Here is a 25,877-nt window from a genome sequence, read left to right as displayed (position 1 = left end):
GGCTATTCTACCTGTATCCGGCGTAGAATTAAAAGGTTATCTGGCAGCCAGAAAGGCTGCCAGATCAACTGAAAATTATTCAGGTTTTGGTATAGGGGTTCTCCAGGCCAGCCATTCGTCTTTTGCTTCCGGGTATAGATAGAAAGACTGATTCTCTCTGGCCACAGGACGAAGGGTGGTGCTCTCTGGTATAGCAAATGCGACTCCACCCCGGATTATGCTGTCTACCGTGCCGGCTTTTATATGTGCTCCGGATAACCCCAGAGACACATCGACGCCGGAGACATTCCAGAATACCGTATTTTCTCGTATCAGATAGGCATAATTTTTGTCTATTTCAATGCTGACGATAATTCTGTCAGCGAACGCACCGAGTTCAACATTCGTGATACTGCCTACTTCCATTTCCCGGTAAAGAACCGGCGTTCCGACTTCCAGAGAATCTCTGGATTCACTCTGCAGGGTATAATGTGTACCTGACTCCTTTTGTGGTTTCAGGTGCAGGTCAAAGTGGAATGCGGCTTTACCTGAGCCAGGTTTGACATCAATATACGAGCTAAGCAGGGTATCGAGATTCTTAATGCCGTTGATTCCTACTTCCGGTGTAATAACCTGAAAGTAGCTACCCCGAGTTGTAATATAAGGAACGTACTCGGGCATTACTCTGGCTATGACATCTGTTTCGCTGTGTTTAAAATCCGGAAGCAGCTGCGTTACTTCACCTACAGTGACTCCCTGATAACGAATGGGTGTCCCTTTTCCTATCGAGATATTTTCGCTGGTGGAGAGGGTTATTTCTCTTCCGTAGTTTTTAGCGTGTTTAAAGTCGGCATAAAGTAACCAACTCTTACCTCGTTTATTTTCTACTCCCGGAATAACATCGAAAGCGATCCCTCCTTGTATGAGGGATTTTAATGGTGCCGCTTTTATATTAACGCCACTCAGGCTGGCGTTGACTTCAACGCCTGAGCGGTTCCAGAATACAGTCTGAGGTTGTATCAGATGACGATAGCGGTTTTCTATCTTCGCCTGAATAATGACACCTTCTCTCGTGAGAGAGTAACCGGATATTTTCCCAACGGGGATATTTCGGTAAAGAAGTGGGCTGCCTTCACTGATAGAGGGAAGTTCTTTAGCAAAGAGCTGTAGCTGGGATGTTCCTTGTTGATTGTAAGTGGCCAGTTCTGCCTGGGCTTTATTGCCATAGAGGTGATACTGATTGCGTTTCTCCGGTTTTCCCTGGCTGATAAAGCTAACCGAGCCGGTAAGCAGTTGTCTGGCGGGTGGAACAGAAACCGTTAAGCCAGATTCAGTTAGTTTGGCGGTGGCTTGTCCTGTGACAAAAAAACGGTTAGCGGATTTAAGTAGATCTTTATATGGTCTGTCTATAAGTGCTTTAATTTCCACGTGACCTTCCAGCAGGGAAAGTGACGATACAGAACCAACGGTCAGTCCTTTATATAGAACCGATGACCCTGCGGTTAGCCCAAAGGAGTCATCAGCAATCAATGTAATGGGCACCGACTGTTTTTGTTCTTTCAGGAGGTCGTCCCTCCGAATGGCTTTGAAAGTTCGGGTTTTGTCTCCGTTTCCCGGTACTAATGTCAGATAATTTCCGGTGATCAGGTTGGATAGGTTATCCAGCTCGGTGAGTGACAATTTAGGCTCTTCCAACAGAAAACGAGCGCCTGTAGTCAACAGATCACTAAATGAAGGCTGAATGGCGGCAGAGGCAATGACTGACTGGCGATCTCCATTAAAGGACAGGTCGGTGATTTGCCCAACTTCGATCCCTCTGTACATAATTGGAGTACCGTTTGGGGCGATTTTATTCTCTTCAGGTAAATGGATAGTCACCGGAATACCGCGTCCTGCCGTTTTAAGGTCTGGGTACAACTTAAAGTGAGTATATTCTTCTATGGGTTCGCCAGTATCCGGTGCATCCACAGCAATGGCTCCGACAAGCAACGCGCTCAAACTTTCGAAATGGACATCAATACCTTTGAATCCTATATTTGCACCAATACCGCTGACATTCCAGAAACGGCTCTCGCTAGTCACGATATGGCTAAACTCTCGTTTAATAAATGCTTTAATTAATACCTGGTCACCATCATCTGATAACTGATAGCTGTATACCTCACCAATCGGGATTTTTCGATACAGAATTTGTGAACCGATAGACACGGAGCCCAGATCATTTGACTCAAGAGTAATGTTCAACCCTTGTGATGCCTGTAAATCTGCTGGGGCGGCTTCCAGCGCCGTATAGACATCTCTGGGTTCATCATCATCGATTTCTTTTCCGGGCTGAATGGCAATATAGTTTCCAGATACCAGAGCATCCAGGCCTGATATTCCTGACAGGCTTGCGGTTGGTTTAACCAGCCAAAAACGGGTATTTTTACCTAGAAGCTTGGTGGCTTCAGGATAAACATCAACATCAACATAGATATTATCCAGTTCTTCAGACAGGGTAATGTTTCTTACCATCCCAACTTCGAGGCCTTGATAGCGGATGGTTGTCTGGCCAGCTATCAAACCTTCTGCGTCTGAAAAATATATTTTTACACTTTGTCCTGCCTCATTGATTGCTTGTATGACTAACCATACGGCAAGGCCAAGTGTAACCAGTGGCACAATCCAAAGGGGAGATATGCCATAATCACGCTTTACCTTGGGGGGGTAAGAGTCTTGTTGTTTTGCGTCATTGTCCATTGAGCTACTCGTTTTTGAATATTTAAATTCTGAAAATTTTAATCTTTTATTATCTCTAACGCGGTATCTTTGGTTTTATCAGAGCTTGATTTACCGTCCCATATCAATCGGGGATCAAAGCTTTCTGTTGCCAGCATAGTTAATACCACTACCGCTCCGAAAGCGATTGCGCCATAGCCGGGGGTAAAATTAAGAATTCGACCTCTGTCAACCAGAGTCATCATAATAGATATCACGAAGATATCCATGACAGACCATTTACCAATCCATTTAACTGCAAAATAAACACTCATCAATTGTTTACGGATATTTCTCTTCCCAAAATGAAGATAAATAAGAATACAGCCAATCCCCAGTATCTTAGCGGCAGGCACAATAATACTGGCGATAAATATTATCAGAGCGATGCCTTGCATTCCTTCGGTGATCAAGGAGGCAACACCGGAGAGAATGGTGTCTTCTAATCTCTGGCCGTTAGTAAACAGGATAGATATAGGGATAAGGTTCGCTGGAAAAATGGCCACGGTGGCAGCAATTAAATAAGCCCAGGTTTTTTGAACGGAATATGGTTTCCTGTGATGCAGTGGCTTTTGGCACCGTAGGCAATGGGAACCGTCAGGCTGAGATAAGTGACAGTGATGACAATGCACATGTTTATGTTCGAACGAGTAGGTTGATTCGGGTTGCCAGCGCTCCCAGTAGCGTCGTACGCTGATTCGGGTAATAAGCATCAGAATAAATATCTGCAATAGTATTAAGCCGTACAGTCCGGTATCAACCTGAATATCAGCATAATCTTGCAACTTAAAGCAGGAAATTGCGATGGCAGCAAGAAACACATCCAACATTACCCAATGTTTTAGACATTGACTTAACGTTAAGGAATATTTCAATACTTTAAACCAACGTTTTCTGAGAGCTATATGAGCGCCCACTACAGATACACAAACAGCAAATGGTGCCAGAGAACTACAGAAAAATACTAATATCGCCAGTTCGGGGAACCCTTCTTGTATCAGACTGTAAATGCCGGATGGAATTGTGGCGGTAAAGGTGACTCCAATCAGCCGAATGTTGATAAAAGGGAATAAATGGGAAGGGATAAACAACAACAGGCAGGTAATCGCCAGAGCAAGATTACCGGACAGGGCGTGTTTACCACCCCGGTAGAGTTGCGTACCACACCGGGGACAGTAGGCGCTTTTTCCATTGGGAACCGGGGTCAAATCGACAGGAAGTTCACACCCCTGACATAATCTGACTTTTCTAACTGGCTGTTGATGTTGCTGAGTTGACACGGCTCTTTCCCTGATATCCGAAGACAATTATGTACGCCAAATTATGAATCTTAGCCACGAATTTATGAATCCTGACTATAAATAGTATAAGGCATTGTTTTTGTATGGTTAAAATCTTTTTCTATATCTTGTATTATTCTTGTGAAATAACCTATCCCATCCACTGGGACTTAGATTTGAGGAATGACATTGGTTCAGTATCAGACGTTAACCAGGCAGGCGATTGCTTTACTGGAATCAGAAACCGATTTGACAGCGAACCTGTCGAATCTTAGTGCGCTTTTGAATATGGAGTTAGACGCGCTCAATTGGGTGGGCTTTTATCTGTTAAAAAATGATGAGCTTGTTCTCGGACCTTTTCAGGGAAAGCCGGCCTGTGTCCGCATTCCTGTTGGTCGGGGTGTGTGTGGTACTGCTGTTGCAGAAAACCGGACACAAAGAGTGTATGATGTCCATCAATTTGAAGGCCATATTGCCTGTGATGCGGAAAGTAACTCAGAAATTGTGATTCCTTTTTCTATTAATGGAAACATTGCTGGCGTGTTGGATATTGATAGCCCTGAAGTGGGGCGTTTTAATGAAAATGACCAGTTGGGATTAGAGAATTTAGTGCAGGAAGTGGAAAAGCTGCTCAATTCACACGCGAACAAAGCACAAATTCAGGATTGAATGTGGTTTTTCAACTCTATCTCACTATAATAGCCAGATTATTTACCAGACAACAGATCGCGCGGAAAAAGGCCGCACCGAACCAGGAATCCTCATGGAAAACACTGAAAAGTTAAAAAATAGCAAAGAAGTGATTGCGTATATTGCTGAATGTTTCCCTAAATGCTTTACTTTAGAAGGTGAAGCAAAGCCACTTAAAATCGGTCTTTTTCAAGATCTTGCCGAGCGTCTAGCTGATGACGAAAAGGTCAGTAAAACTCAGCTACGCGCAGCATTGCGACAATATACTTCATCCTGGCGTTACCTTTATGGCGTAAAAGCAGGTGCAGTACGTGTTGATCTTGATGGTAACGATTGTGGTGAAGTTGAGCAGGAACATATCGACCACGCCAAGAAAACGTTATCAGAAAGCAAGGCACGAGTTAATACTCGTCGTAAAGAACAGGCAGAGAAGGCTCGTGAAGAAGGTAAAACGAATAAGCCTAAAGCGAAGAAGCCTCAGCAGAGACGTCCTGCAAAGCCGAAACACACTAAGGCAGAGAATAAACCTGTTCAGGAGACACGCAAGTTAACGACTGACGAATTAAATGTTGGTAAAGACGTGCATGTTAATATGGGCAAAGGTAATATGGCTGCTACGATTGTAGAAATTAATAAGGATGATGTACGCGTTAGCCTGGCGAATGGCCTGCAAATGGTTGTTAAGGCGGAGCATCTGCGTGCATAATTCATACGTGGTTGTATCACGTATGTTAAGGAGATAATCCTACGCATGAAATGCCGTTTAAAATTATCCCTGATCGCTGCCGGCTTATTGCTGGCAGCTTCAGCGAACGCCCTTGAGGCAAAAATCCATCGGGATCAGCTTCCCGTTCTTTCTTCTGAAAAACAACACGAAACTGCAAGTAAACGGGTTACCTCCCGGTTTACCCGCTCTCATTACAAGCATTTTAATCTTGATGACCAGTTCTCTCAGGCCATTTTTGCCCGGTATCTGGAAATGTTGGATTATAACCGGAATATCTTTACTCAGTCTGATATTGAGTCATTTAATGGCTGGTCACTACAATTAGATGATCAACTTAAGGAAGGCAATAACCAAATTGCTTACGATGTCTATAATCAGGCGACTTTGAGACGTTTCGAACGTTTTGCTTATGCGTTGAGTCTGCTGGATAAAGAGATCACATTTGATGCTGATGAATCCATCGAGCTGGATCGCTCTGAAGCGCCATGGCCGAAAGATAAAGCAGAACTTGATGAATTATGGCGTAAGCGAGTTAAATACGATGCGCTTAACCTTAAGCTGGCTGGAAAAGAGTGGACAGAGATAAAAGACACTCTGGAGAAACGTTATAACAATGCCATTAAGCGCCTGACTCAGTCGCACAGTGAAGATGCTTTCCAGTTATATATGAATGCATTTGCTCGTCAGGTTGATCCTCACACGAGTTATCTTTCGCCCCGCAATGCTGAACAGTTTCAGTCCGAAATGAATTTGTCTCTTGAGGGTATTGGTGCCGTACTTCAACTGGTGGATGACTATACCGTCATTCGTTCACTGGTACCTGGTGGCCCGGCATCAAAGACCAATGCGCTTACGGATGGAGACCGTATTATTGGTGTTGCTCAGAAAGACGAAGAGATGGTTGATATCATCGGCTGGCGTCTGGATGATGTTGTTCAGTTGATCAAAGGCCCAAAAGGCACTGAGGTAACACTGCAGATTTTACCAGAAGGTAAAAGTGCAAAAAGTCACAACGTAACAATTGTGCGAGATAAAGTTCGGTTAGAAGACAGGGCGGTAAAATCAGAACTTATTGAAAAAGACGGTAAAAAAATCGGCGTCTTAGAAGTACCAAGTTTTTATGTCGGTCTGGCGAAAGATACTGATAAGCTGCTGACTGAACTGAAACAGCAGAATGTGGATGGTATTATTGTTGATTTGCGTAACAATGGTGGCGGCGCTCTGACAGAAGCCAATGCGCTTTCCGGATTGTTTATTACCAGTGGTCCGATAGTTCAGGTTCGTGACAGTTATGGTCGTGTAAACATCAATAGTGATACGGACGACGAAATTAGTTATCGGGGACCGATGACTGTTCTGATTAATCGCTACAGTGCTTCAGCATCAGAAATTTTTGCGGCAGCAATGCAGGATTACGGTCGGGCCATCATTCTGGGAGAACAGTCCTATGGTAAAGGCACGGTTCAACAACACCGCTCTTTAAATCATATCTATGATATGTTTGATAAAGAACTCGGTTATGTTCAGTATACCATTCAGAAGTTTTATCGGATCAATGGTGGAAGTACGCAGAATAAAGGGGTAGCGCCCGATATTCCTTACCCGACACCAGTGAACCCGGAAGAAACGGGCGAGAGTGTCGAGGATAATGCACTACCATGGGATAGTATTGTTCCTGCGTCGTATGAAAAACTGGCAGATGAAACCAGTCTGGTGTCAACGCTTACGGCAAAACATAAGGCACGTATCGCAAACGATATGGAGTTTGGCTTTATTCAGGAAGATATTGTCCGCTATCAGAAGGAAAAAGATGATACGACTCTTTCATTGAACGAAAAAGTTCGCAGAGCTGAAAGAGATGAGGATGATAAAATTCGTCTTGATCGCATTAATGAGAGGCAAAAAGCCAAAGGTGAAGAACCTTATAAATCGCTTGATGATATTCCTAAATCTTACGAAGCGCCCGATGCTTATCTTGATGAATCTGTCGCCATTATGGTTGATATGCTTAAGCCATAGAGAGTTCTATTCCTTTGATAATAAATAAAAAGCGAGCCAGGTGCTCGCTTTTTTCGTTTTGAACAGTGTGATTCAGAGCAAAGTTTTCGCTTTATCAATCATCTCTGCCTAAGCTTAAAGAAAAGTGAGGAGAATGATGATGAAGTGGTTGTTACTCATTCTGACCTCTGTTTTTGCTATAACGGTGAAGGCAGATATAAATCTAAAAGGGGATTTAACCCAGTTCGATTACCCGTTTTTATTGGGTGATTGGTACCTGTTTAATCCTAACCCTCAGCAGTCTCAGGAAGACTTTCTGACAATAAAGCTGTCCCTTGCTTCTGATTATAAGTTTAGTATCAGGGTCGAAAAGAAAGATTATAGTGTGGATTATTGGCAGGGACATTATTCCGTTGGCGTTGGTACCCTGATCCTTGGGGTGAATGCTGATATTCCACAGTCATATCAATACCGTTCAAGCCATAATCGATTAATGTTAAACGGTATTACTTTTATCAAGGGATTACCGAACGCAATCGCTGGCTCGTGGACCAGCCGTGATATTCAGGGAGAAGATATTCTCGCCAGTAATGTCAGTCAGATGGATTTAGTTCTCCAGCCCGATTTTGTCTTTTTATTTATGGCACAGTCTCAGGATGGCACGTTTGTTACCCATGAAGGTATTTACTTTATGGAAGATGATCATCTGATTCTGATGTATGAAGAAGGTGAACAGGACTCTCGCTACACACTCAGTAAAGATACTCTTACCTTAACAAGCGAGCATTTTGATATGTATGCAGAACTCGCAAGGGTTGAATGAGTCACAAAAACCGTTTTTTACCAATATTATATGAGGTTAACCAGTTGGTTTTCCTTGTTTTTGTCTGACTGGGGGTTGAGGTTCGCTCATGTCGCCCATAGATCTATTCAGGAATGAATAAAATGTCCATCAGAGTTTTCATTCAGAATGAAAACCGGACAACAAAGGATTATACAAATGTCACAGAGCCCTCAAGCAAAATACCGCAAAGATTATCAGTCTCCAGAACATACCATTTCCCATATCGACCTCACATTTGACTTACATGATACTGCTACCCAAGTCACGGCGGTTTCCAAGGTTAAGCAACTTAAAAAGAGCGAGACTCTTGTTCTGGATGGTGAACAGCTAAGCCTGCTTGCTGTAGAAGTTGACGGACAGGTCTGGAGTGATTATCAAGAAACAGAAGGCCGCCTCGAAATCTACCACCTACCTCCGGAATTTACCCTGACACTTAAGACGGAAATTAATCCTCTAGAGAATACGGCATTGGAAGGTTTGTATAAATCTGGTGGCGCATTCTGTACTCAGTGTGAAGCTGAAGGCTTCCGACGAATTACCTATTATCTGGATCGCCCTGATGTGCTGGCAAAATTTACAACCAAAATCATCGCGGATAAGACAGAAAATCCATTCCTGCTGAGTAATGGTAATAAGGTAGACAGTGGGGAGCTGGACAGTGGTCGACACTGGGTAAAATGGGAAGACCCACACCCAAAACCCGCTTATCTGTTTGCATTGGTAGCCGGTGATTTCGATGTTCTTCGTGATCAATACGTGACAGGCTCCGGACGACATGTTGATCTGGAAATCTTTGTCGATAAAGGGAATCTTAATCGTGCCGGCCATGCGATGACGTCTTTGATTAACTCGATGAAGTGGGATGAAGAACGGTTCGGGCTGGAATATGACCTTGATATTTATATGATTGTTGCTGTTGATTTTTTCAACATGGGAGCAATGGAAAACAAAGGTCTGAACGTCTTTAACTCCAAATTTGTTCTGGCGAACGAAGAAACGGCCACAGATAACGACTACCTGGGTATTGAAGCGGTCATTGGTCATGAATATTTCCATAACTGGACCGGAAACCGTGTCACTTGTCGTGACTGGTTCCAGCTTAGTTTGAAAGAAGGCTTGACGGTATTTCGTGATCAGGAGTTTTCGTCGGATCTGGGGTCACGGGCAGTCAACCGTATCAATAATGTACGTATTATTCGTGGTCCTCAGTTTGCCGAGGATGCCAGTCCGATGTCACACCCCATTCGTCCGGATAAAGTAATTGAGATGAATAATTTCTATACGTTAACCGTCTATGAAAAGGGCAGTGAAGTCATTCGCATGATACATACTCTGCTAGGTGAAGAAGGCTTCCAAAAGGGGATGAAGCTGTACTTTGAACGTCATGACGGTACCGCCGCGACATGCGATGATTTCGTTGCAGCCATGCAGGATGCTTCTGATGTTGACCTGTCCGACTTTAAACGATGGTATAGCCAGTCCGGTACTCCGACTCTGAAAGTTGACAGTCAGTATGACACCGAGGCACAAACATTCACTTTGAATGTTGCTCAGTCAACACCTGCCACTCAGGAACAAAAAGAGAAGCAGGCACTCCATATTCCTCTGGATATTGAGCTTTATGCTAAGAATGGTGATGTCATTCCGTTACAGTGTAATGGTTTAAAAGTAACGAATATTTTAGATGTGAAGCAGGAGAAAGAAAGCTTTGTATTTGAAAATGTTCAGGAAAAACCAGTAGTGTCGCTACTGCGTGAATTTTCTGCACCAGTAAAACTGGAGTACGATTATTCTGACCAGGAACTCATATTCCTGATGAACTATGCTAAGAACGATTTTGCCCGTTGGGATGCCGGACAAATGTTGCTTGCAAAATATATCCGTGAGAATGTCGCTAAACTGCAGCAAGGGAAAGCATTTTCTTTACCAGAGGAGGTACTGGATGCTTTCCGTGGTGTACTTCTGAGTCAGAAACTCGAACCTGCATTTGTTGCAGAATTTATGTCTCTTCCATCTCACAATGAGGTGTCAGGTTGGTTTGATACCGTTGATGTAGATGCAATAGACTCTGTATTGACATCAATTAAGAAAGTAATTGCGGTCAACCTTGAAGATGAATTGATGGCAACATATCGGGTCCTGGAGCAGAAAGAGTATACCATTGAACATGACGCACTTGGTAAGCGGACATTGCGTAATACTTGTCTGAGTTATCTGGCTCATCTCGATGATGGAAATTCATTGGTTCACGCTCAGTATCAAAGTGCGAATAATATGACGGATACCATGGCGGCAATGGCTGCAGCAAATCTGGCTCAGTTGCCGTGTCGTGAAGAACTGATGTCTGACTTCAGCAGCAAATGGAGTCATGATGGTCTGGTGATGGATAAGTGGTTCAGTTTGCAGGGAACCAGTCCGGCAGAGAATGTTTTGAGTGTCATCAAAGAGACGATGAATCACCCGACATTCAGCCTGAAGAACCCAAATCGGATCCGCAGCCTTATCGGTTCGTTCCTTAACGCAAACCCGGTTCATTTCCATGCAAAAGACGGCTCTGGCTATGAATTTGCCGGTGAAATTCTGCGTACCCTGAATGAGTCAAATCCACAGGTGGCATCTCGTTTGATTGATCCAATGCTGAAACTGCGTCGTTACGACGCACACCGCCAAAAAATGATGCGTAAAGAGTTAGAAAATCTGGCAGCTATGGATAACCTGGCAAAAGATTTGTATGAGAAAGTGACCAAGGCACTTGAAGCTTAATCATAATAAAATCTTAAACTAGGGACACGATATATTTGCAACCCTCTGTGCGATGGATGGCGCGGAGGGGGCATCAGTTATTTAGGCGGTGCCTAAGAATTGATGAAAGATAAACACGATTTAGTCATTTACAACAGTTATTGCCAATGAATCATTACACATTTCGCCTCAACATTTCTTACCATACTTTTCAGCAACATTATTCCGGTGCTGCCAGTGCTGTACTGGTGATGACAGAGCAGGGGCTGAAGGTTCAGATCCCGGCAATGCGCTTAAGGCCTTTTTTATCTCAGATTGGCATTAAAGGTAGGTTTCGGCTGACAACTGACCAGAATAACAAATTTGTCCAGCTGGAATCACTATAGATAGGTAACTCTCTGAAGTTTAATCAGTAATCTTGTTCACATAATCCTATTTTCTCCTGTACGATTAGTTAAAATGTTAACTAATTGTCAATTTCATTTTCAAATCAGAGATAAACTATAATCATGGTAGTCCAATAATGGGTCATGATTATGAACGTGCGATCAACTCCTACCCCAGTATTACTGGAAAAAGTATACCAGCTTATCCACCAAAAGCTGGAGTCTGAACAGTCCGGACTTGTGGTTCAATTGGCACAACATTTATTTAACAATATATCGCAAGATGACCTGACACATAGGTCGGATTCGGATCTTTATGGTGCGGTGATGAGTTTATGGAATCACCTGGTAAAAAATAAGCCGGATCAGACTTCTGTGCATGCCTTTAACCCAACGTTAAGCCGGAATGGCTGGCAGTCGACTCATACTATTGTTGAGATTGTCGTACCAGACAGACCATTTCTGGTCGATTCAGTAAAAATGGCACTTAACCGGCTCGGCCTGACTTGTCACCTGATGCTTCATGGACCAACTCAACTGGAATGGAGTAAAAAAAAGAAAGTGACCGGAATCAACACTGGTGAAGGGGTCTATCAATCTCTATTTCATATCGAGGTTGACCGCCTTGAAAATGAATCTGAAATGTTGAATCTGGAGAATGAGTTGACGAATGTGCTGCAAGACACGGAATCCGTGGTTTCTGACTGGCAGCCCATGCTGAAAAAGCTGAACCAGGTAGTTGAAGAGATTGAGCGACACAGGGGATGTATTCCGGAAAGTGATGAAAGGATGGAGGAAGACCTGCAGTTTTTGCGCTGGCTGGGCAAAGGCAATTTCACGTTCATGGGGTACAAGGAATTCAGTCTGATTGATGATAACGGCGATCATGTGTTAACTCCTACAGAAGAAAAAGGACTGGGTTTGCTGTCCAAGCCGGGAAAAACAAAGTCGCTGCGTCTTTCAAATATGCCGGACTCTGCCAGAGTCGAAGCGAAAAAACCCACTCTGCTTCTTCTGACTAAAGGGAACACGCCTTCAAGAATTCATCGTCCTGCACATACCGACTATATCGGCATCAAGAAATTTGACGAGAAAGGAATCGTTATCGGCGAACACCGGTTTATCGGCTTGTATACCTCCGCGGTTTATAATCAGAGTGTATTCAATATCCCTCTTGTCGGTCAGAAAGTGCAACGGATTCTGAAAGCGAGTGGCTATCGGGAAGGATCTTATTCCTGTAAAGCGCTGCACAATATATTAGAGAATTATCCTCGTGATGAACTGCTACAGGCGAGTGAAGAAGATTTATTGAATATCGGATCCGGCGTGTTGCAAATGCAGGATCGTGATCTTCTGCGTCTATTTGTTCGCAAAGATCCTTTTGGTCGTTTTTTTACCTGCATGGTGTACGTCAACAAAGAGCGTTATAACACAGGCCTTCGCTGCGAGACCCAGCGTATCTTAAAAGAACATTTCCAGTCAGACCAAGACGTGGAATTCACCACGTTTTTCTCTGAAAGCCCACTGGCAAGAACTCAGTACACGGTCAGAGTGACCGACAGTAATGTTCGTTTCAATATTAAAACTATAGAGCAGAACTTAATGGAAGCAGCCTCTTCTTGGGATGATCAGCTCACACAGGCCATAGTCGCAAACTTCGGTGAGAGTAAGGGACTGGCATTAGCCAAAAAGTATATATCGGCATTTTCTGAAGCGTATAAGGGGGACGTGTTAGCGGGAGCGGCAGTGGCTGATATTGAAAGAATAGAAGCACTCAGTGACGATAATCGTCTCGGGATGCTTTTTTATCGTCCGCAGGAAGAGGGTATAGATTCCAGAGTGGTTCACCTTAAATTGTATCATCGTGATGAGCCTATTCATCTTTCTGATGTAATGCCTATGCTGGAGAACTTAGGCTTACGCGTTGTCGGTGAATCTCCTTATGAGATCGAGAAAAAGGATGGCACGATTTGCTGGATCCTGGACTTTTCTATGATCCACAGCGGAGAAAATAAGATTGATCTTCGTAAAGCAAGGGATCGTTTCCAGCAGGCATTTGCTCAGATCTGGTCGGGAAGACTAGAAAGTGACAAGTTTAACCGGCTAGTTCTTGGGGCGGGTTTAACGGGTCGTGAAGTGACCATTGTGCGAGGGTATGCCCGTTATATGCGCCAGGTTGGGTTTCCATTTAGTCAACGCTATATCGCAGAAACGCTGTCTGACTATCCGGATCTGGCAGCAGCATTAGTTAATTTGTTTATTAAGCGATTTGATCCTGCGGTCAAGAACAGAGCTAAAACTTATAGCACATTGAACAATGATCTCATGACCAAGCTGGATCATGTCGAAAGTCTGGATGATGACAGGATCATTCGTAAATACATGGAAATGATTTCGGCAACCGTCAGAACAAACTATTTTCAACTGGATAGCAGTAAACAGCCCAAAGCCTGGTTAGCACTTAAACTAAGGCCGGGTGAGATATCTGATATTCCTGCACCAGTACCGGCTTATGAAATCTTTGTTTATGCCCCCGATGTTGAAGGGGTACACCTGCGCGGTGGAAAAGTTGCACGGGGTGGTCTGCGTTGGTCTGATCGTCCCGAAGACTTCCGGACAGAAATTCTGGGGCTGGTGAAAGCGCAGCAGGTAAAAAATACGGTCATCGTTCCGGTAGGAGCAAAAGGTGGCTTTGTCTGTAAGCGAATTGCAAGCCTTGCCACAAGAGACGAGATTCAGGCAGAAGGCCGACGTTGTTATCAACAGTTTATTCGTGCTTTGCTGGATGTCTCCGATAATATTGTTGAGGGCAAGGTTGTCAGCCCGGCAGAACTGGTTCGCCATGATGATGATGACCCATATCTGGTCGTTGCGGCCGATAAAGGAACGGCGACCTTCTCTGATCTGGCCAATGCGGTGTCTGAACAGTATGGCTTCTGGCTTGGTGATGCTTTCGCTTCTGGTGGATCTCATGGCTATGATCATAAGGTTATGGGGATCACTGCGAAAGGTGCATGGGAATCTGTAAAACGCCACTTCAGGGAAATGGGCACAAATTGTCAGACAACGGATTTCACCTGTATTGGTATCGGGGATATGGCAGGCGATGTTTTCGGTAATGGGATGTTGCTTTCTAAGCATATACGCCTGCAGGCGGCATTTAACCATATTCATATTTTTATTGATCCTACACCGGATTCACAAACTAGCTGGCAGGAAAGAGAGCGTTTATTCCATAAAGTCCGTTCCAGTTGGGAAGATTACAACCGAGATTTAATTTCTCAGGGAGGCGGGGTTTTCTCGAGAAAAGCTAAGTCGATCAAGCTAACCCCCGAAATTCAGAAAATGTTGTCGACCAGAAAAGCGGCTGTTTCGCCTAATGATCTGATTAAGATGATCTTGAAGATGCAGGTGGATTTGCTTTGGAATGGTGGGATAGGAACTTATGTAAAAGCATCCGGTGAAAGTCATTCAGATGTCGGAGACCGGACCAATGATGCACTGAGAGTTGATGGAAAAGAGCTGAATGCAAAAGTTATTGGTGAAGGTGGAAATCTTGGTATGACCCAAAAAGGGCGTATTGAGTATGCGCTCTTGGGAGGAAGGGTTAATACCGACTTCATCGATAATGTCGGTGGCGTCGATTGTTCAGATAATGAGGTAAATATAAAGATTTTCCTGAATACGCTGGTGGCGAATGGGGACATGACACTTAAACAACGGAATCAGTTGTTAGAGCAAATGGAAAATGAAGTGAGTCGAATTGTTTTGGATGACGCTTATTGTCAGTCTGAATCAGTTTCAGTCAGTGAATATCAGGGGGCGTCTCTGGTAAAAGAGCAAATCCGTTTTATTCATGATCTGGAAAAAGGAGGTTACCTGGATCGTAACCTGGAATATCTTCCTGATGATGAGACGTTACTTGAAAGAGAAAAGCAAGGGAAAGCCTTTACCCGTCCCGAACTGTCGGTATTGCTGGCCTACGGTAAAATGGTTTTGAAAGAGCAATTAGTCTGTGATGATATCATTAATGACGATTTTTACGGTCGCTGTTTACAAAACTACTTCCCAAAAGAGTTACGTGGTCACTATTCTCCGCATGTCGTTAACCATCCACTACGCGCTGAGATTATTGCCACTGTACTGGCTAATCAGATGGTGAATGAAATGGGCTGCAATTTTGTTACCCGTTTGCAGGAAGAAACAGGAGCAGACGTTGCAGAAATAGCGAATGCTTATGTCACTATCAGAGAAATCTATGATTTTGCTAATACAATAAGTGCTATTCGTGATTTGGATAACAAGGCCAAGGCGTCAGCTCAGTATGAATTACTGTTTTATGTCCGGAGAACCATGAGAAGATTGTCTCGCTGGGTCTTGCGTAATCGGAACCGTACACCAATTAGCGACACCGTTTCCCTGTTTAAAGAGGATGTCGCAATCATTACAGCTCAACTAGACAGTTTTCTGGTTCCGCAAGAAGTACAGGAGCATAACGATCTGGCAAACCAATGGATTGAACAGGGGGTACAGACCGATCTGGCTAATTATGTTGCCAGACTGTCCAGCCTTAATTCTGTGTTGGATATTTCATCTATTGCAAGAGAAAGCGGTCAGTCAATAGAAGATGCAGCTAAATTGTATTTTACGTTGGGAGACCGGTTATCTCTGCATTGGTTCCTGAAACAAATCAATATTCAGGAAACCACTAATAACTGGCAGGCATTAGCAAGAGCTGCATTCAGAGAAGATCTGGACTGGCAGCAAAGGCAGCTTTCGGCTCAGGTTCTGAATTGTGGTTGTTCCGGCAGTAAATTCGAGTCAGTGTCCGCATTAGAAAACTGGATGGAAGCGAATAAACGTTCATTATCCCGATGGGAAAATATTTTAAATGAATTTAAAGTTGGTACAGGACATGAGTTTGCTAAGTTTTCAGTCGCATTGCGAGAATTGATGCTTTTAAATTTGAATTGTTCTGCAAATAAGTAAATAATACAGCCCCGTTTAAACGGGGCTTTTTATATCGGAGGCACAATGCTCTACCGTCTGGCCAGGACTGGCTTTTTTCAACTCGATCCTGAGAAGGCACACGAGTTAGCAATTCAAAATTTCAAACGTTTTCACGGCACACCTTTTGACCTCTTTTATCGTCAGAACCTTCCTGTTCGTCAGGTGGAATGTATGGGGATTACTTTTAAAAACCCAGTTGGTCTGGCGGCAGGGCTGGATAAAAATGGTGAGTGTATCGATGCGTTTGGTTCTATGGGCTTTGGCCACATTGAAGTAGGTACGGTAACGCCACGTCCTCAACCGGGTAACGATAAGCCGCGTCTTTTCCGTCTTGTGGAAGCGGAAGGGCTGATAAACCGTATGGGCTTTAATAACGATGGTGTTGATGCTCTAGTCGAAAATGTTAAAAAAGCGACCTACGATGGTGTTATCGGTATCAATATTGGTAAAAATAAAGATACGCCAATTGAGAAAGGCAGCGAAGATTATCTTATTTGCATGGAAAAGACCTACGATCATGCGGGATACATTGCTGTTAACATTTCGTCACCAAATACCCCAGGGCTAAGAACACTACAATACGGTGATGCTTTGGACCAACTGTTGTCAGATCTTAAATCCAAGCAGGTAGAGCTGCAGAAGAAGTATGATAAGTACGTTCCTTTAGCGCTGAAAATTGCGCCTGATTTAAGTGATGAAGAGCTTGTGCAGATTTGTGACTCTTTGGTTCGTCACAATGTTGATGGTGTGATAGCCACGAATACGACCCTTGACCGGTCGATGGTTAAAGGAATGAAGCATGCGGAAGAAGCGGGTGGTTTAAGCGGCCGTCCGGTACAACTTCGGAGTACAGAAGTCATTCGCCGGGTTCATCAGGAGCTTGGAGACAAATTACCGATTATCGGGGTTGGCGGTATCGATTCTTATATTGCGGCCAAAGAAAAAATGCTCGCCGGTGCTCAACTTGTGCAAGTTTACTCTGGATTTATCTACCATGGCCCTGGTTTGATCCGGGATATTGTCCGAAATTTGTAATTCACCGTTGTCAACACCTGTCTTATTGCAGAAAAAGAGGGAATTGTTTTCCTCTTTTTTTTTGCTTTTCCGTTTGTAGAATTAATAGAAACGTTGGCTAAGATAATTACGTCTTTTACCTAACATTTTGAATCAATTTAAAAAAATAGGTGACGGAACATGCTAAAACCAAAAGACACATGGAACTGGTATTACGACAAAAGCGATGACGCTCTGATGCTGGATCTCGGCGAGGAAATGCTCTTTCGGGTAAACCTGCCAAAGAAACTTTTGGTTGACTGCGCCTTTGCCAGCAATGAATTTTCTGTGGAAGATGCTACATCGTTTCAGATTTTCTACGAGAAAACATCCAGAACAAGTCTTTCCGAGCCACGTCGGGCCGAGCTGGTACTTAACTGTGTTGCAGCTAAACGATTTCATGTTCCCGTTCAGCCCAAAAGCTGGTTTTTCGATTACCAACCTGAAAGGGACGGCTACGAAGTCGAAGAAGGGGATTTTATCCACCTTCAGAACCAGTACGGCGAAGGCTACTTTATGGTGGTGGAGTGTGGTGAGAACGCCAGCTTATGTGTCTATATCGAGCTGGATGAGTTCAACCTGAATGGCTCCAAGAAGCTGAGATTTGCTGAGCCTATCAAAGTAATGCATGACCGTATGTTGTGCGCGAATGCACTTTTTATCGAGAATCCAGTGGCTCTGGTGAGCTAATAAGAACGCATTAGCTATTCACGAACAGAACCATTACCCACCAATACAGTTCATCAAAATTCGTTCCTTTGTTGTATTTATCGGCTTCTTCCCTGGTAGCCGATTTTTTTTATTCCTGTCTTTTTGCCCTATGACCTTATCATAGTAAGCACTTTTACTGTGTATTTGTTTGATTTTTAATCATTCAGAACGCAAGAGTCTCTTATTACTGAGACAATAAGCGGCATGAACCACTCAATTTTTCTCTTTTTCGTACACCATAAAACTAAATCTTTCGGGTGAATTTTGCCCATTTATTCCTGTTTTAGGGTAGATCTGTTATTTAATTTCATTATCAGAATATTCTGGTATAGACCAAGTTATACATGAATAACTATGCTGCTTAAATTAGGAGACATTGTTATATCTCGCTTAAAGGCGTAGTAAGTAGTCACTATAATTTTTATGGTAAATTAAGTTGAGGGGACGAGATTGTTAGAGATGAAGCATGAAAAGCCAGACAGCAAACCGGCCTGAACGGACAGTAAGTTACCGTCATTAACCAGGGTTACTGTGGGTTCTTTAATCAGTTAACGTCGCCAGAAAACAGAAAATGCCGACTTTGCTCTGATCCAGACTGATTCTCAGGTATAATCAGACACTATTTTTCACCGGCGTGTTGCCGGAGTGTGCTGATAGAAAGGTCAAGATGAATCAATATCTAGCAATAACCTCCAACGGGTTAGAAAACCTTCTTGCGGAAGAGCTTAAAGAGCTTGGCGTTATCGATCCAAAGCCTGTTCAGGCTGGCGTAAAATTTAAAGCCGATAACAGACTAATTTATCGTTGTTGTCTGTGGAGCAGAATCGCGTCCCGTTTTGTAAAAATACTGGCTGAATTTCAGTGTCAGGATGACATGGATCTGTATCTTTCTGCGTCAGCAATTAACTGGCCTTCACACTTTGATTGTTCTAAACGCTTTGTCGTTGACTTTAACGGTACGAACAGAGAAATCCGTAATAGCCAGTACGGTGCCATGAAGGTAAAAGACGCGATTATCGATAGTTTTGAGAAACAGCGCCTTTCAAGACCTTCGATCAGTAAAGATCGTCCGGATCTTCGTGTCCATGTTCGCTTGAATAAAGACAAGGCTATACTCGGTATCGATATGGTGGGTACGGGGTTGCATCAGCGTGGATACCGGACGGAATCAGGCAAAGCGCCTCTTAGAGAAAACCTGGCAGCGGCGATTGTTATGCGTTGTGGCTGGGATGCTGATAAATCCCTGCTGGACCCTATGTGTGGTTCAGGAACCTTACTGATAGAAGCTGCTTTGATGGCGGCTAACATGGCCCCGGGCGTAAAGAGGAAGCAGTGGGCGTTTGAAGCATTGAAAGACTTTGAACCCGAAGTTTGGGCAGAGCTTAAATCAGAAGCTAGTGTGCAGGCTCGCCGGGGAGCGAAAAATGTTCAGGGGAAATTTTTCGGTTATGATAATGACAAGCGTGTATTGTCGGTCGCCCGTGATAATGCAAGAAGAGCTGGTGTTGAAGAACTGATCCAGTTTGAGCAAAGTGACGCAGCAACGTTAACTCGCCCTAAAGATTTTACTCATGGTGTTATTGTTTGTAACCCGCCATATGGCGAGCGTTTAGGCACAGAGCCGGGCCTTATCGCTTTGTATACAGCGTTTGGTGCCCAGTTAAAGGCTGAATTTGGTGGCTGTGAAGCCTCTATCTTCTCCAGTTCTGAAGAGTTGCTAAGCTGTCTTCGTATGCGTGCCGATAAACAATATAAGCTGAATAACGGTGCGTTACGCTGTCACCAGAAAAATTACTCTATTTCCGAGCGAACGGCAGAAAATGGAAATATACAAAAAGAGCAGGCAGTCGTTGCGCCTGATTTTGCTAACCGTTTGAAAAAGAACTTAGGTAAGATAGGCAAGTGGGCCAAGCGCGAAGAGCTGGATTGCTATCGTGTCTACGATGCGGATTTGCCGGATTACAATGTCGCAATCGACGTGTATCAGGGTTATCTGGTTATCCAGGAATATGCCGCTCCGAAGAACATCCCTGAAGAGAAAGCTAAACGTCGTCTAACGGATGTTATCCGCGCCACCATTCAGGTGATGGGTGTGGATGCCAATAAAGTGGTGCTGAAAACCCGGGAAAAGAAAAAGGGCGCTTCTCAGTATCAGAAGTTGGGTGAGCACGCTCGTTATCTTGAAGTTAATGAGTACGGTGTAAAACTGCAGGTTAATCTATATGATTACCTGGATACGGGACTTTTCCTGGATCATAAACTTACCCGCAGGCAAATTGGTCGTATGGCCAAAGGTAAGGATTTTCTTAACCTGTTTGCTTATACAGGATCCGCAACGGTTCACGCCGCTTGTGGTGGTGCCAAATCTACCACCACAGTAGATATGTCTAAAACATATCTGGAATGGGCAAAAGAGAACCTGAAACTAAATGGTCAGGTTGGGCGTCAACACCGGTTTGAGCAGGCAGATTGTCTTCAGTGGCTGGAGTCGGCACAAGGCAATTATGATCTTATCTTTATCGATCCCCCTACGTTCTCAAATTCTAAACGTATGGAAAAGAGTTTCGATGTTCAGCGTGACCATATCTACCTGATGAAGCATCTTCAGCGTTTGCTAAGACAAGACGGTACCATTGTATTTTCTAATAACAAACGTCAGTTTAAGATGGACTTTACTGCACTGGAAGAGCTCGGTCTTCAGGCTGAGAATATCTCTGCGAAAACGCTTCCTCTGGATTTTTCCAGAAATAAACATATTCATAACTGCTGGCTTATTACGCACAAACAAGAGCAGTAACAGACACGGAACGATTAAAATACATGGCATTATTAACCATACATAACGCCCAGTTGGCGTTTGGGGATAATCCCTTACTTGATCATGCTGATTTCGCCCTGCAGGAAAATGAAAGGGTGTGTTTAGTCGGCAGAAACGGAGCCGGTAAATCGACACTCATGAAGGTGCTTGCCGGAGAGGTTTTACTGGATGACGGTAAAATCCAGATTACTCAGGATGTGGTGGTCTCTCGTCTTGAACAGGATCCACCGAGAAACGAACAGGGTACGGTACTGGATTATGTGGCTGGTGGTTTGGCTGAAGCAGGTGAACAGCTAAAGATCTATCAGGATCAACTTGATCTGGTGGCCTCTGACCCTTCAGAACAGAATATCAACCGACTGGCTAAGGTTCAGGAACAGCTTGAACATTCTGGTGCCTGGCGGTTTGAAGACCGAATCAAAAACGTACTGACAGCGTTGCAGTTAGACCCGCACACTAAGCTGACTGACCTATCCGGTGGCTGGCAGAGAAAGGCGGCACTGGCTAAGGCGCTGGTGTGCGATCCGGATGTATTGCTGCTAGATGAGCCAACTAACCATCTGGATGTAACGACCATAGAGTGGCTGGAAACGTTTCTTAAAGACTTCCGTGGCTCTATTGTCTTTATTTCGCATGACCGTGCGTTTATCAAATCTATGGCGACCCGTATTCTTGACCTTGACCGGGGAAAGCTAAACTCTTTCCCGGGAAATTACGATCAATACCTGATAGATAAAGAAGAAGCTCTGCGTGTTGAAGAAATGCAGAACGCGGAATTCGACAAAAAGCTCGCTCAGGAAGAGGTATGGATCCGACAGGGTATTAAGGCTCGTCGTACCCGTAATGAAGGCCGCGTACGAGCACTTAAAAAGCTACGTGAAGAACGCAAAGAGCGCCGAGAAGTGCAGGGCAAAGCGAATATCAATATTGATACCAGTAACCGCTCAGGCAAGATTGTGTTTGAAGCACAGAATGTCAATTATTCTATTGGTGGCAAACAAATTGTTTCTGATTTTAGCTTCAATATTATGCGTGGTGACAGAATTGCTCTTATTGGGCCGAATGGCTGTGGTAAGAGTACGGTTTTGAAACTGTTGCTTGAAGAACTGACACCTGATTCCGGTAAATTGCGTTGTGGTACCAAGCTCGAAGTGGCGTACTTTGATCAGTATCGGGAGATTTTGGATCCGGAGAAAACCGTCATCGATAATCTGGCTGACGGTAAGCAGGAAGTGATGGTCGGCGGACGTCAGCGACATGCATTGGGTTACCTGCAAGATTTTCTTTTTTCTCCGAAAAGGGCGAGAACGCCGGTAAAAGCGCTGTCTGGTGGAGAGAAAAACCGGCTGCTACTGGCAAGAATCTTTCTGAAACCCAATAATTTGTTGGTACTCGATGAACCAACCAACGATTTAGATATTGAAACTTTGGAACTTTTAGAAGATTTGCTTGCCAACTATGAGGGTACGTTACTTCTGGTGAGTCACGACCGACAATTTGTTGATAATACAGTGACAACCAGCTGGATCTTCGAAGGCGAAGGTCATATCGAGGAATTTGTTGGTGGGTATCATGATGCGCAACAGCAGAGAGAACAGGCACGACAAGCTCGTCTTGCGCAAAAGCCTGAATCAAAGCAGAAAGTGGTTGAGGAAACTCTCAAAAATAGTCAGCCACGCAATAAACCGAAGAAGTTATCATATAAGCTACAGCGCGAGTTAGAAGCTTTGCCAATGCGGCTGGAAGAGCTTGAAGCGGAAATTGAATCGTTACAGACTTCGGTAAATGATCCCAGCTTTTTCTCTAAGCCAGTAGAAGAAACACAACCTGTGTTGGATAAATTATCTGCCACTGAGCAGGAACTGGAAACAGCATTCGAGCGCTGGGAAGAGCTTGAAGCCATGCAACAGGAATTTGAAAATTAAATGAGTAGTAAAACATTTAAGTTATCGACATTAGCGGCCTTAGTTTTGGCCGCTACACACGCTAATGCTGCACTATACCGGGTTGTAGAAGTCACACAGCCGTCAGGCACAGAAGCCTATGGCTCTGCAATCGAGGAGGGTACTACAAGCTGCTTTACGACAGATTGTAGTGATGGCTCCGGTTATACGTTAGCTGGAGATACCCTGGAAGGTACAATGGGCTTTTCTTATAAGCAGGAAGTGCCTTTTGGTTTCGATAACTTTTTCACTATCTTGGATCAGGACGATCTGGAAACCTATTGTTCTAACGAGCTGGGTTATAACACCTGTGAAAGCTGGGCTTCTTATCAGTGGAATGGCATTGATGATGCTGGTGGCCTTAAGCGGGAGAGAGAGGCATGGAGTTTAGTCTCTTATACTTCTAATGCCACTGCGTTTACAAATGCTTCAGGCAGTAGCATCAGCGTTGATTCTCCTGATCCAACAGAAGATCCACAGGGTACGACTTCATCTCCAGAGAGCGCTTCTAAGAATGTCGTTATCAATGCGTTAGGTGGAACAACGCCTATTGGTAACACTTCCAGTGGTTATTTTGATTTAAGTGGCAATTATGCTCTGACTTATCGTAATCGCGGATTTTATGGTTCTACTCTGCTTCTTCCGGAGCAGGGCGATGAAAATATCGTAGAAAAAATGGGTCGGACGATGGCGTTTGATTCATTTACCTATGGTGGTTCCACTTATGTAGTTGGCTCTGCTGCAGTTGCTCCTTTTGATGCATCTGATTCAAGCAAAGATTATTTAGGCGATGTAAGTAGTTGTTCCACATATGATTATCCAGCTACTTATGCAGAATGCCAGAACTTTGCGTTTGCTCAGAAGGCTTACGTATGGAATGTGACGAATACCAGCTCCACTAATGGTGTGACCACCGCAACCGGTATAGCGGCTACTGACTGGAACAGTGGTTCTAGCGCGAATGTTGAGGAAGAGTCTGCTGAGGCTGGTATTCGTGGCGTTGTGATACCGGCATCCGGAACTTATAGCGGTAAGCCGGTTATGGTTGGTTTTAATACAGCGGTTTATGATAGCAATCTGATGATGCAGGCGGCGGTCTATTATCCTAATGATACCTTTGATGCCAGCGGTGTCGTTGCTGATGCCTGGGACAGCACTTTTATCAGCGGGGCTGAGCTAAGGCAGAGCAGTAACTACGTATACAGCAACTCTGTCGCCAAAGATATTAACGATAATTTATTAGTCATTGGTGAAGCAAAACGCGAAACCTCTGAAAATGGTGCCTTTAATAACCGTCTGTTTATCGCAGACGCCAGTGATGGTGCGCCAAGTGCGAGTTATCTCAGCGGAGGTATCTTCTTTAGTGGTGCTGGTGGTGAAGCCAATGCTATTAACAATTACAATGAAATTGTAGGGCAAATCGACGCTGAAACTCACCGGGAAAACAACGGCAAAAAACGTCGGCGTCGCGGTTTCATTTATCCATACAACGGGACTAATTCGGATTCTACCCGAATGGCGTTATTCAGCAATCAGGCATGGTGGCTGGATGATCTAACCAATGGCGGAACTTATAGCGACAATAACAACCAGTATCGTATTTTTAACGCCGCAGATATTAACGATGCCGGTGTCATCGCTGCATCAGCGTTTAAATGTGATGGAGGATATAGTTCTACCGCCCATTTCGCTACCTGTGATGGTGATGAGCAGATCGTCGCCGTTAAGCTTATTCCTCTTTCATCTGAGCAATCGATTGTGGAGAGAGCTGAATCCGATTCAAGTTCATCAGAACGTTCGGGAGCAGGGCTAGGGTGGTTAAGCATCATGTTGCTTGGATTGATGGGAATTCGACGCAAATTTGCATAATTAGCTGAATACAAAAAGCACAGGTTCACAATTTTGAATCTGTGCTTTTTTTGTGCTTGAGAAAAAATTCTAATTGGAGCATCCTTAACAACGGAGTAACAAATACTCCATAAAAAAGTAATAGTAGTACGTTAGGAAAACAATTCACTGTATGAGGAACTGCACTATGAAGAGACAGAAGCGTGATCGCCTGGAACGAGCTCAGTCACAAGGCTATAAAGCGGGTGTTAACGGACGGTCTATGGAAAATTGTCCTTATCAGCAAGCCGACGCGAGGTCGTATTGGTTAGGTGGATGGCGTGACGCGAGAAGTGATGTTCAATCAGGTCTCTATAAATAACAACTCTCATGTACATACAAGTTGAATTAAGGAGCAGGCCCCGAAAGGGGTCTTATTATTACCCCCCCTAATGCACTATAACTTATTGGTTTGTATCTTAAAAAGACAACCATACAGTTGCCTTTTTTAAATACTACTACTTTAAATCTGCAATTCAGATTAGAAGCTTGACGTGTCCTGGAACAGGCCTACTTTAAGATCTTTAGCTACATAGATTTCTTTACCATCAACCAATACGCGGCCATCAGCCATGCCCATAACCAGTTTACGGTTAATAACACGTTTCATATTGATTTGATAAGTTACTTTTTTCGCTGTTGGCAGAATCTGGCCAGTGAATTTAACTTCACCTACACCAAGAGCACGGCCTTTACCTTTGCCGCCAACCCAACCAAGGAAAAAGCCCACTAATTGCCACATAGCATCTAGTCCAAGGCATCCTGGCATTACCGGGTCACCTGGGAAGTGACAATCAAAAAACCACAGGTCAGGAGTAATATCTAGTTCAGCTTCAATGTATCCTTTACCGAATTCACCACCGTCTTCTGTCATCAGGCTTACTCGGTCCATCATTAGCATATTAGGTGCAGGAAGTTGAGGGTAACCTTCACCAAATAGTTCGCCTTGGCTTGAGGCTAGTAGGTCGTCACGGTTATAAGAACTACGTCTGTTTTGCATTTTTTTATCACTCCAGAATTTAGTAGGTGCATGTTAGTGAACACCTGTACGC

The 25,877-nt window shown here is 44.0% G+C and carries 16 protein-coding genes; 13 read left to right on the top strand and 3 right to left on the bottom strand.

From position 1 onward, the window contains the following. Positions 1-75 precede the first annotated feature (75 nt). Both DI392_RS08300 and DI392_RS08295 read right to left on the bottom strand, forming a co-directional pair. A complete protein-coding gene (locus DI392_RS08300) occupies positions 76-2,718 on the bottom strand; it encodes a PqiB family protein (RefSeq protein ID WP_109319430.1) in 2,643 nt (880 codons plus the stop codon). 38 nt (positions 2,719-2,756) lie between these two features. Next, positions 2,757-4,016 (bottom strand): paraquat-inducible protein A, encoded by a 1,260-nt coding sequence (locus DI392_RS08295; RefSeq protein WP_109319429.1) that lies wholly within the window; start codon positions 4,014-4,016, stop codon positions 2,757-2,759. A gap of 183 nt (positions 4,017-4,199) precedes the next feature. Here DI392_RS08295 and DI392_RS08290 point away from each other — a divergent pair, with 183 nt between their 5' ends. The 13 genes from DI392_RS08290 to rmf all read left to right on the top strand — a co-directional run bounded on the left by DI392_RS08290 (position 4,200) and on the right by rmf (position 25,147). Further along, positions 4,200-4,685: a GAF domain-containing protein gene (locus DI392_RS08290; protein WP_109319428.1), complete on the top strand. Its 486-nt coding sequence runs from the start codon at positions 4,200-4,202 to the stop codon at positions 4,683-4,685. Between the two features lie 94 nt (positions 4,686-4,779). Further along, positions 4,780-5,412 carry an RNA chaperone ProQ gene (proQ, locus tag DI392_RS08285; protein WP_109319427.1) on the top strand — a complete coding sequence of 211 codons (633 nt, stop codon included), beginning with the start codon at positions 4,780-4,782 and terminating at the stop codon, positions 5,410-5,412. Positions 5,413-5,457: 45 nt separating this feature from the next. Beyond that, positions 5,458-7,452, top strand: coding sequence for a carboxy terminal-processing peptidase (prc, locus tag DI392_RS08280; protein WP_109319426.1), 1,995 nt, complete (start codon positions 5,458-5,460; stop codon positions 7,450-7,452). Positions 7,453-7,591: 139 nt separating this feature from the next. Continuing rightward, positions 7,592-8,254, top strand: coding sequence for a hypothetical protein (locus DI392_RS08275; RefSeq protein ID WP_109319425.1), 663 nt, complete (start codon positions 7,592-7,594; stop codon positions 8,252-8,254). 177 nt (positions 8,255-8,431) lie between these two features. After that, the gene (gene pepN / locus DI392_RS08270; RefSeq protein ID WP_109319424.1) at positions 8,432-11,038 is read left to right on the top strand and encodes an aminopeptidase N; all 2,607 of its coding nucleotides are present in this window, start codon (positions 8,432-8,434) and stop codon (positions 11,036-11,038) included. Between the two features lie 146 nt (positions 11,039-11,184). Further along, entirely contained in the window at positions 11,185-11,403 is a 219-nt protein-coding gene (locus DI392_RS08265) for a DUF2835 domain-containing protein (protein WP_109319423.1), read from the top strand. 150 nt (positions 11,404-11,553) lie between these two features. After that, on the top strand, positions 11,554-16,392 hold the full coding sequence (locus tag DI392_RS08260; protein ID WP_109319466.1) for an NAD-glutamate dehydrogenase: 4,839 nt from the start codon (positions 11,554-11,556) through the stop codon (positions 16,390-16,392). Positions 16,393-16,437: 45 nt separating this feature from the next. Then, positions 16,438-17,448, top strand: coding sequence for a quinone-dependent dihydroorotate dehydrogenase (pyrD, locus tag DI392_RS08255; RefSeq protein WP_109319422.1), 1,011 nt, complete (start codon positions 16,438-16,440; stop codon positions 17,446-17,448). A 159-nt stretch (positions 17,449-17,607) separates the two neighbouring features. Next, complete coding sequence (locus DI392_RS08250) at positions 17,608-18,156, top strand: cell division protein ZapC (protein ID WP_109319421.1); 549 nt, start codon at positions 17,608-17,610, stop codon at positions 18,154-18,156. Between the two features lie 688 nt (positions 18,157-18,844). Then, positions 18,845-20,974, top strand: a complete 2,130-nt coding sequence (gene rlmKL / locus DI392_RS08245) for a bifunctional 23S rRNA (guanine(2069)-N(7))-methyltransferase RlmK/23S rRNA (guanine(2445)-N(2))-methyltransferase RlmL (RefSeq protein ID WP_109319420.1) — start codon at positions 18,845-18,847, stop codon at positions 20,972-20,974. 23 nt (positions 20,975-20,997) lie between these two features. Further along, the gene (locus DI392_RS08240) at positions 20,998-22,920 is read left to right on the top strand and encodes an ABC transporter ATP-binding protein (RefSeq protein WP_109319419.1); all 1,923 of its coding nucleotides are present in this window, start codon (positions 20,998-21,000) and stop codon (positions 22,918-22,920) included. Then, positions 22,921-24,807 carry a DUF3466 family protein gene (locus DI392_RS08235; RefSeq protein ID WP_109319418.1) on the top strand — a complete coding sequence of 629 codons (1,887 nt, stop codon included), beginning with the start codon at positions 22,921-22,923 and terminating at the stop codon, positions 24,805-24,807. 166 nt (positions 24,808-24,973) lie between these two features. Continuing rightward, entirely contained in the window at positions 24,974-25,147 is a 174-nt protein-coding gene (gene rmf / locus DI392_RS08230; protein WP_109319417.1) for a ribosome modulation factor, read from the top strand. 159 nt (positions 25,148-25,306) lie between these two features. Here the strand turns inward: rmf and fabA are convergent, their stop codons facing one another. Continuing rightward, positions 25,307-25,825 carry a bifunctional 3-hydroxydecanoyl-ACP dehydratase/trans-2-decenoyl-ACP isomerase gene (gene fabA, locus DI392_RS08225; protein ID WP_109319416.1) on the bottom strand — a complete coding sequence of 173 codons (519 nt, stop codon included), beginning with the start codon at positions 25,823-25,825 and terminating at the stop codon, positions 25,307-25,309. Positions 25,826-25,877: the final 52 nt, after the last annotated feature.

The sequence above is a fragment of the Vibrio albus genome, assembly GCF_003144035.1.
In the GTDB taxonomy this organism is placed as follows: Bacteria; Pseudomonadota; Gammaproteobacteria; order Enterobacterales; family Vibrionaceae; genus Vibrio; species Vibrio albus.
This window is presented reverse-complemented; position numbering and strand designations above follow the sequence as displayed.